Here is an 8688-nt window from a genome sequence, read left to right as displayed (position 1 = left end):
CGCCGGCCTGGTCGCCGAGCACGAGCGTGACGCCCGACAGGTCGGCGCCGGCCGCATCGGCGGGCAGGGCGATGCCGCCGGCAAGCGGCGCGGCGGCGAGGGCGGCAAGACGCTGCAGCACGCGACGGCGCGCCAGGGCGGAGGAGGGGTTCATCGGCGGGGTGTCCTCGGTGATCCGCGCGCGGGCGGCGCGGCTGCCGGGCAGGTTACGGAATCGGTTTCCGGCCGACAAACATCGAATCGTGCAATGCATATTCGCGCGGCGGCGGCCATCGCCGCACGCGGGCGTTTTATGTGGCGTCAGAAGCGGCGTCTTGCGCGGACGACGGAACCGTCCGCAGGAACGCGCGTACCGCCGGCGCCTTTTCGAAACGCCGGTGCGCGAGCGCCAGTTCCGACGTGATCGGCTTGCCGGCGATCGGCCGGTACACGACGCCCGGCAGCGACACGCAGCCGGCGAGCGCATCGGGAATCACCGCGACCCAGCCGTTCACGGACACGCACGCGAGCACCGCGAGCAAGCCGCCGGGGCGTGCGGCGATCAGCGGGGCGAAGCGGCCGCGGCGCGCGACTTCGAGCGTGCCGCGCTCCTGTTCGGGTACCGCGAAGTGGGCGTCGGCGAGGTCGGCCGCGCGAAGGGTTGGCATCGACGCGTAGCGCGACCCGGCCGGCACGGCCGCGACGAACACGTCGCGCTGCAGCGTGACGATCCGCAGGCCGCCGGGCAGCGGCAGCGGCGGGCGCACGTATGCGAGGTCGAGCCGGCCCGTGTCGAGCTGGGTCGCGACGTCGTCCATCGGCACTTCGCGCAGGTTCAGCTCGATGCGCGGGTGTGCGTCGCGAAACGCGCCGACCGTGCGCTGCAGCGTGCCGGAATAGACGGCCGACGACACGTAGCCGAGCTCGATCCGGCCGAGTTCGCCGCGCTCGGCCAAGGCCGCGAGTTCGCGGCCGCGCTGCAGGTGTTCGACCGCGGCGCTCGCCTCGGCGAGATAGGCCTCGCCGGCCGCGCTCAGCGTGACCGCGCGGCGCGACCGGTGAAAGAGGCGCACGCCGAGCACGCGTTCGGCCTCCTGGATCTGCCGCGTGAGCGCGGGCGGCGCCATGTCGAGCGCTTCGGCCGCGCGGGCGAAATGCAGGTGCTGCGCGACGCTCAGGAACGCGCGCACGTGGCGGAATTCGAGCCGATCCATGATTGCAATTTTCGTCAATAAAACAGCGTCGGAGTATCAATGACAGGCAATACGGGCCAAGCCTAGCATACGGCTCGTCCTTCCTGTTCCGGAGTAGCCGATGTCCCAGTCTTCACCCGCGTCGCGCGCGGGCACCGATGCCGCCCCGCGCACGGGCGCCCGCCTGCCCGCCGCCGCGACGCTCGCCGTCGCGTCCGCGACCTGCTCGCTGATCGTGCTCGACACGAACGTCGTCGCCGTATCGCTGCCGAGCATCGCGCGCAGCTTCCACGCGAGCTTCGCCGATATCGAATGGGTCGTGAGCGCGTACATGACCGCGTTCGCCGCCTGCCTGCTGCCGGCCGGCGGGCTCGCCGACCGGTTCGGACGCAAGCGGATGCTCTTCACGGGGCTCGCGCTGTTCTTTCTCGCGTCGCTCGGCTGCGGCGTCGCGCCGTCGGCCGGCTGGCTGATCGCCGCGCGGGCGGTGAAGGGCGGCGGCGCCGCGCTGCTGCTGACGGCCGCGCTCGCAGTGATCGCGAACCGTTTTCCGGAAGGGCGCGAACGGGCGCGCGCGTGGGCGATCTGGGGCATGTGCATGGGGATCGCGACGGCCATCGCGCCGCTCGTCGGCGGCGCGATCACGCAATGGATCGGCTGGCGCTGGGTGTTCCTGCTGAACCTGCCTGTCTGCCTGCTGCTCGCGGCCGGTGCGCGCGTCGCGATCGACGAGTCGCGCGATCCGCACGCGAAACGCGTGGACGCGGCCGGCAGCCTGCTGTTCGGCGCGGCGCTCGCGTGCGCGATCGCGGCGCTGATCGGCGCACCGTCGCACGGCTGGCTGTCGGCCGCGACGCTCGGCAGGCTGGCGCTTGCCGTCGCGCTGTTCGCGGCGTTCATCGGCGCGGAGCGCTGGCAAGCGCGGCCGATGATCGATCTCGCGCTGTTCCGCCAGCCGCGCTTCGTCGGCGCCGTGCTCGCGATGTTCGGCTATGCGGCGTGCGCGCAGGTGATGATGACGTTCCTGCCGCTGTATCTGCAGAACGCGTTCGGGATGTCGGCGATCGACGCGGGGCTCGGGATGCTGCCGTTCGCGTTCGCGATGATCGCCGGGCCCTCGCTCGGCGCGGCGCTGGCCGCGCGCGTGTCGTCCGGCGGCGTGCTGGCGGGCGGGCTCGCGCTGATCGGAGCGGGCAATCTCGCGACCGCGGCGCTGACGGCCAGCGGCGACTACCGGCTCGTCGCGCTCGGCATGTTCGTGACGGGCTGCGGCGCGGGCATCATGAACGGCGACACGCAGAAGGCGATCATGGCGTGCGTGCCAGCGAACCGCACCGGCATGGCGTCGGGCATCAGCACGACGACGCGCTTCTCGGCGATCGTGACGGCCGTCGGCGTGCTCGGCGCGGTGCTGGCGGCGAGCACGCAGGCGCGGCTCGACCGGCTGCTGTCCGCCGCGCCCGGCCTGCGCGCGTTCGCCGATGCACCGTTCATGTCGAGCCTGCTGGCCGGCGACCTGGCGCGGGCGCTCGAGCGCGTGCCGCCGTCGGCCGCCGGTGCGCTCGCGCACGCGGCACCCGTCGCGTTCGCGAGCGGGTTCGCCGATGCGCTGACGGTGAGCGGCGTGCTCGCGCTGGTTGCGGCCGTCGTTGCCTACAAGTTGCTGGCGCAACCAATGCGCGTCGTGTAGCGCGGCGTCCTGGTGTGTGGCCGTGCATCGACGCATGGCTGCGATCGGGTCGGCGTGGACGCGATGGTGCGCGTTGCGCCTTGCGGCTCGATTTTGCATAGGTTCCTCATTGCGGAACTAAAATTCCTTTAATCTTGTAAATTCTCCGATTGATATTCAATAAAATTCCAAAATACGGGATTTAAGGGAAATTCCCAAGGGCGTGAGGCCGCGTCGGCAACCTAGAATTTGCCGCAGGGTCGAGCGAGATGGCGGCACACCGCAAGGGCTTGCATGTCTCGGTCCAATGGCCCATTGCCGTCGTGCCGGAGCGCTGTCGGCGCGGTTGCCGGTATCGACGGATGGTGCCCCCGGATTCGGTCACTGCGCGCCTGTCGCGTACGCGACAAGGATCGAGTCGTTATCCAGCCCTGACGTAGAGGAATGCCAATGTCCCTGTTTCGGTCCTCACGGCTCTATCAAAAGATCGCGCTCCGGATCTTGCCGTTCCTGTTTCTGTGTTACGTCCTGAACTTCGTCGACCGGGTCAACATCAGCTTCGCAAAGCTGCAGTTCCTGGCGGATCTCGGGTTGAGCGAAACGGTCTTTGGTGTCGCAACGGGCGTGTTCTACGTGAGCTATGCCGCGTTCGAGTTGCCCAGCAATCTGCTGCTTGCGCGCATTGGCGCGAAGCGGACGCTGCTGAGGATCATGGTGCTCTGGGGCGTGTGTACGGTCGCGCAGATGTTCGTCAGCGGTGCCGCGTCGCTTTACTTCGTGCGCTTCCTGTTGGGGGCGGCGGAGGCCGGATTCTTTCCGGGCTTGATGCTGTATCTCTCGTACTGGTTTCCCGACCACGTGCGTGCGCGCGTCAACAGCCTCCTTCTGCTCGCCGTGCCGATCGCCGGTATCACGGGCGGCCCGCTATCTGGCTGGATCATGAACCAGATGCAAGGCAGCTGGGGCCTGCGCGGATGGCAGTGGCTGTTCCTGCTCGAAGGTCTGCCCGCGATTGCACTGGGGATACTCGCGCCGTTCCTGTTGAGCGATCGTCCCGACAGCGTGACCTGGCTGTCCAATGCCGAACGGGACATGCTTGCGCGCGATCTCCAGGCCACGCAAGACAAGGCGATGGTGTCGGCAGGCCGGGCATCGCTGCTTTCGATTCTTCTCGACCGGCGCGTGATCGGATTGACGGTCGTCTACTTCAGCGTCCATCTGGGCCTGAGCACCGTCACGTTCTGGACGCCCACCATCCTGAAGGCTGCCGGCGTCTCCGGTATTGCAACCATCGGCAAGCTGTCCGGCCTGATTTCCGCATTCACCATGGTCGGCAACGTGCTGATTGCGTACAGCTCGGATCGCTACCTGGAGCGACGCTGGCATCTGGCCGGCTGCTTCCTTGCCACTGCGCTATGCCTTGTGTTGCTGCAGTTCGCGGTGGGCGACATTCGTGCCACGGTTGTACTGGTCTGCGTGGCGCAGCTCTCCATGTTCACGGTGCCCATCCTGTTCTGGACGATTCCGACCGCGCAGCTCGACAAGCGCAGTGCGCCGGCCGGCATCGCCATGATCAGCGCATTGGGATCGCTCGGCGGCGCGTTCGGCTCGGGGCTGATGGGCATGCTCACCAGCCGCTATGGCACGCCATATGTCGCCCTCACGGTGGTGGCGAGCCTGCTGTTGGCAGGGATGCTTCTCCTGGTTCGCCTGGTGCCCGCGCGAGTTGCCGGGGTAACGGCCAGTCATGTGACCTAGCGAAAGGCGCTGGCCGAGTGATACGGGCGTGCAGCACAGGTGACGTCGCGCACGCGCCGGTCAATGCGACTTCGTCGCGAGGCGGTGAATGCGTGCCGCATGGGCGACACGCCGCGGATGCGACGCATGGCAATGCGTCGCCTGCCTGCGGCGCGTGCGTCGTGTGGATTCGGGCGTATCGGCTTCGGCCGGCGTGCCGTTTCGCGCGTCCGCGTTCGAGGCTGCATCGGCGGCCACCGCCGCAACAGCCGGCAGCATCGCCTCGGCATCGAGCCACGCACGCGTCGCTTCCGCGATCAGCCCGCGCAGCCAGCGCACGCCTTCGGTACACGCGCCCGATTCGTTCCAGGTCATCCGGTACACGATGTCCGGCGGTTCCGCCGGCAGCGCGAGCGCGGCGAGCGGCAGCAGCTTCGCATAGTGCCGCGCGAGCCGGTACGTGGTGGTCAGCAGCATGTCGGTGCGCACGAGCGCATGCGCGGCGAGTTCGAAGTGCGGCAGCGTGACGACGATCCGCCGCTGCAGGCCCACGCGTTCGAGCTGCCTGTCGATCGCGCCGGACGCCTCGAGCCATGACGGCGTCGGACACAACTGCGGCGCTTCGGCAAAATCGGCCGCCGTCATCGTGCCGCGCCGCGCGAGCGGGTGCGTTGCACGCATCAGGCACACGACGCGATCGTCGAACAGGTCGTCCTGCCGGAACCGCGACGAGCGCGCCGGGCGATTGTCGATCACGACGTCGAGCTCGCCGTCGGCCAGCGCGCGCTCGTCGTCGAAGCCGTCGCCGAGCGGATGGAACACGAGCTGCGCGTCCGGCGCGCGTTCGCGGAACAGCGCGACGAGCTTCGGCACGAACAGCACGTTCAGGTAGTCGGGGCAGCCGATCCGGTAGGTGCGTACCGACGTGCGCGCGTCGAACGTCGGCTGCTGGATGCGGATGAAGTCGATCACGCGCAGCGCGTTGCGCAGCGGTTCGATCAGCCGCGCGCCGAATTCGGTCGGCACCATCCCGTAGCGGCTGCGCACCAGCAACGGATCGCCGAGCAGCGTGCGCAGGCGCTTGAGCGCGGCGCTGGTGGCCGGCTGCGACATGTTCAGGCGCACGGCCGCACGCGACACGGTGCGCTCGGTCAGCAGCACGAGCAGGATGCGCATCAGCCGCGCATCCAGCCCGTCGAGCGCGCCCGCGGCGTCGGACGCGTCGCGGGGCAGCGCGTTCGGGTCTAGCGTGTCCCGCATGCCGAACCACCTCCCGGCGACCGGGCGCCCGAGCGCGACGCAGCAGCGGGCCGGCCGCGCGTCATTTTGCGAAGGTGCCCGGCCAGCCGACGATCCGCTTCGGGCGCGGCGGCGCGTACGTGCGGACCTTCGATGTCTTCAGCTTCAGGCGCACCAGCGACTCGGCGAGCGCGACCGCGGCCGATACGCCGTCGACGACCGGCACGCCCGTGCATTCCTCGATCTGCCGGTCGAGGCCGGCCATCCCGCCGCAGCCGAGGCAGATCACTTCCGCGTGATCGTCCTTCACCGCGCGCTGCGCCTGGCCGACGATCGATTCGATCGCGCGGGCCGGGTTCTCTTCGAGTTCGAGTACCGCGAGGCCGCTTGCGCGTACCGACGCGCAGCGCGCATCGAGCCCGGCGAGCTTCAGGCGATCCTCGATCAGCGGCACCGTGCGGTCGAGCGTCGTGACGACCGAGTAGCGATGGCCGAGCAGCATCGCGATGCTCGCGGCCGCTTCGGTGATGTCGACGACGGGCACCGTCAGCAGTTCCTGCAGGCCTTCGCGGCCATGTTCGCCGTAGCCGGCCTGGATCACCGCGTCGTACGGCTCGTCGTAGCTCAGCACGCGATCCATCACGGCGATCGCCGCGAGGTAGCTCTCGAAGTTGCCTTCGATCGACTCCGCGCCGAAGCGCGGCGTCAGCCCGACGATCTCCGTGCCTGGCGACGCGGCGGCCTGCGCTTGCGCGGCGATCGCGTCGGTGATCGACTCGGTCGTGTTGACGTTGACTACCAGGATCCTCATTGCGACTCCGTATGCAGGTGTTTCAGTGTTGGGCGCAGGCGACCGCGATGGGTTCGCCCGAGCGCTCCTCGTAGTGCCGGTTGCGATCGGCCAGCAGCCAGTACACGCTGCCCGCGATGGCCGCGCCGAGCAGCCACGAGAACGGCGTCATCGCGCTGAAGGCCGGCACGACGGCGAGCGTGATCGAGATCAGCGCGGACGGCACGAGCGCCGCGAGCGCCTTGCGGTTCACGCCGCGCGTGTAGAAATAGGCGCCGGTCGGCGCTTCGGTATAGAGATCGGGCACGTTCACGCGCTGCTTGCGCACGAGCCAGTAGTCGACCGTGATGATCCCGTACAGCGGGCCGAGCAGTGCGCCGAGGCCGGACAGGAAGTAGACGATCACGATCGGGCTGTTGTACAGGTTCCACGGCAGGATCAGCACGGCGACCGTCGCGCTGATCAGGCCCGCGCGGCGGAACGACAGGCGGTGCGGCGCGAGGCTCGTCAGCACGAAGGCCGGCGCGACGAAGTTCGCCATGATGTTGACGGCGACCGTCACGATCAGGAACGCGAGGCAGCCGAGCACGAGGAACAGCTTGTTCGGCACCGTCGCGATGATTTCCGTCGGGCTGTGGATGATGTGGCCGTTCAGCTTGAACTGCGCACCGGCGAGCACGAAGCTGATCGTCGCGAACACGAGGATGTTGACCGGCAGGCCCCAGAAGTTGCCGACGCGCACCGTCTTCGGGCTCGGCGACGAGCGCGCGAAATCGCAGAAGTTGAGTACCAGCGTGCCGTAGATCGCGAGCCACAGCGAGCCGCCCGCGAAGATCTCCGTCCACATCCTGAAGCCGGTCATCGGCTTGCCGATCGACATCGCGAGATGGCCGCCCGTGCGGCTGACCATCCACGCGGCGAGCGACAGCGTCGTGACGAGGATCACCGGGCCGGCCAGCCCCTCGTACTTGCGGACCATTTCCATCCCGTACGTGAGGATGCCGATCTGCACGAGCCAGATCGCGACGAACGTGACCCAGCCGAGCGTCGACAGCCCGAAGATCGCGTTCTGGTCGAATGCGGCGAGGCCCGGCCAGATCGCGGTGAGCAGCACGCGCAGCACGACCGATGCGAGATAGGTCTGGATACCGAACCAGGCGATCGCGATCACCGCGCGAATCATCGCGGGCAGCAGCGCGCCGTAGATGCCGAAGCTCATCCGGCTGATCACCGGGAACGGCACGCCGGTCTTCTGGCCCATGTAGCCGGTGAGGTTCATGAAGCAGTACACGAGCACCGCACCGATCGCGAGCGACGCGAGCATCTGCCAGCCCGACAGCCCGAGCGCGAACAGCCCGATCGCGAACGAGTAGTTCGCGATGTTGTGCACGTCGTTGGTCCATAGCGCGAAGATGCTGTAGCGGCCCCATGTCCGGCCCTCGGCCTTGGTGGGCGCGAGGTCGGGGTTGTGCAGCCGCGGGCTCAGCGCAGGGTCGCGCGTGGCCGAATCGGTTCGATACGATGCGTCGTCCGCGCCGAGCACGAGGCCCGGGCGGTGGGTGGCTTCCAGTTGCACGCCGTTGTCTCCTTCCATGTGCGGGGCGCGAAACCGGCGGCGTGGGAACGCTGCGCCGGCCCGGCCGCCGTGGACGTTATGTCTCGGATTTGTTCGCGAGTATGGAAGGCCGGCACGGTGATGGGAAATTAAATATTCGGTTAGCCGTCATTTGAAAAATGAATGGAAGCGGGTGGCTTCGGCGGCCGGGCGCGGCACGCGAATTGCTCGCGCGGGCTCCATTCACATCGACATCAGCGGAGTTGTCATGCAGCGATATTCACTTCGTCATGTATCGCGAGCCGTCTTCGCCGGCATCCTGATTGCGGGCCTGGCGGCAGGCGAGGGCTGCCAGAAGAAGAGCGACAGCAGCGGCGCGAGCTCGGACACGAGCGCCACGGGCGGCATGTCGGCCGTGCCGTCGGGCACGCCGAGCAGTGGCGCGGCCGGCAGCGGCAGCAGCGGCGACAGCGGCGACAGCGGCGACAGCGGCGACAGCGGCGCGAGCATGCCGGGCGCGGTCTCC

At 68.6% G+C, this 8688-nt stretch carries 6 protein-coding genes and 2 pseudogenes; 2 read left to right on the top strand and 6 right to left on the bottom strand.

The genetic code is table 11. From position 1 onward, the window contains the following. Together BDI24065_RS41665 and BDI24065_RS40455 are read right to left on the bottom strand one after the other, a co-directional pair. A pseudogene (locus tag BDI24065_RS41665) lies at positions 1 to 253 on the bottom strand (ABC transporter substrate-binding protein); the annotation flags it as partial. Between the two features lie 37 nt (positions 254 to 290). After that, entirely contained in the window at positions 291 to 1193 is a 903-nt protein-coding gene (locus BDI24065_RS40455) for a LysR family transcriptional regulator (protein WP_175035888.1), read from the bottom strand. Between the two features lie 100 nt (positions 1194 to 1293). Here BDI24065_RS40455 and BDI24065_RS40450 point away from each other — a divergent pair, with 100 nt between their 5' ends. Both BDI24065_RS40450 and BDI24065_RS40445 read left to right on the top strand, forming a co-directional pair. After that, positions 1294 to 2862 carry an MFS transporter gene (locus tag BDI24065_RS40450; RefSeq protein WP_175035887.1) on the top strand — a complete coding sequence of 523 codons (1569 nt, stop codon included), beginning with the start codon at positions 1294 to 1296 and terminating at the stop codon, positions 2860 to 2862. A 429-nt stretch (positions 2863 to 3291) separates the two neighbouring features. Then, positions 3292 to 4599 (top strand): MFS transporter, encoded by a 1308-nt coding sequence (locus BDI24065_RS40445; protein WP_175035886.1) that lies wholly within the window; start codon positions 3292 to 3294, stop codon positions 4597 to 4599. Positions 4600 to 4659: 60 nt separating this feature from the next. Here the strand turns inward: BDI24065_RS40445 and BDI24065_RS40440 are convergent, their stop codons facing one another. The 4 genes and pseudogenes from BDI24065_RS40440 to BDI24065_RS40425 all read right to left on the bottom strand — a co-directional run. Next, on the bottom strand, positions 4660 to 5838 hold the full coding sequence (locus BDI24065_RS40440; protein WP_175035885.1) for a LysR substrate-binding domain-containing protein: 1179 nt from the start codon (positions 5836 to 5838) through the stop codon (positions 4660 to 4662). 61 nt (positions 5839 to 5899) lie between these two features. Next, positions 5900 to 6628, bottom strand: coding sequence for an aspartate/glutamate racemase family protein (locus BDI24065_RS40435; protein ID WP_089501551.1), 729 nt, complete (start codon positions 6626 to 6628; stop codon positions 5900 to 5902). A 22-nt stretch (positions 6629 to 6650) separates the two neighbouring features. After that, positions 6651 to 8201 (bottom strand): NCS1 family nucleobase:cation symporter-1, encoded by a 1551-nt coding sequence (locus tag BDI24065_RS40430; protein WP_175035884.1) that lies wholly within the window; start codon positions 8199 to 8201, stop codon positions 6651 to 6653. Positions 8202 to 8450: 249 nt separating this feature from the next. Beyond that, positions 8451 to 8688: pseudogene (locus tag BDI24065_RS40425) on the bottom strand (hypothetical protein); the annotation flags it as partial.

This window comes from Burkholderia lata (assembly GCF_902499025.1).
Classification (GTDB): domain Bacteria; phylum Pseudomonadota; class Gammaproteobacteria; order Burkholderiales; family Burkholderiaceae; genus Burkholderia; species Burkholderia lata_C.
Note: the sequence above shows the minus strand (reverse complement) of the source record. Positions and strands in the feature narration are given on the sequence as shown.

What these genes read in the sequence shown, in the direction of transcription:
- BDI24065_RS40435 (WP_089501551.1), bottom strand. Translation starts at nt 6,628, where the DNA reads ATGAGGATCCTGGTAGTCAACGTCAACACGACCGAGTCGATCACCGAC.
- BDI24065_RS40450 (WP_175035887.1), top strand. Translation starts at nt 1,294, where the DNA reads ATGTCCCAGTCTTCACCCGCGTCGCGCGCGGGCACCGATGCCGCCCCG.
- BDI24065_RS40445 (WP_175035886.1), top strand. Translation starts at nt 3,292, where the DNA reads ATGTCCCTGTTTCGGTCCTCACGGCTCTATCAAAAGATCGCGCTCCGG.
- BDI24065_RS40440 (WP_175035885.1), bottom strand. Translation starts at nt 5,838, where the DNA reads ATGCGGGACACGCTAGACCCGAACGCGCTGCCCCGCGACGCGTCCGAC.
- BDI24065_RS40455 (WP_175035888.1), bottom strand. Translation starts at nt 1,193, where the DNA reads ATGGATCGGCTCGAATTCCGCCACGTGCGCGCGTTCCTGAGCGTCGCG.
- BDI24065_RS40430 (WP_175035884.1), bottom strand. Translation starts at nt 8,201, where the DNA reads ATGGAAGGAGACAACGGCGTGCAACTGGAAGCCACCCACCGCCCGGGC.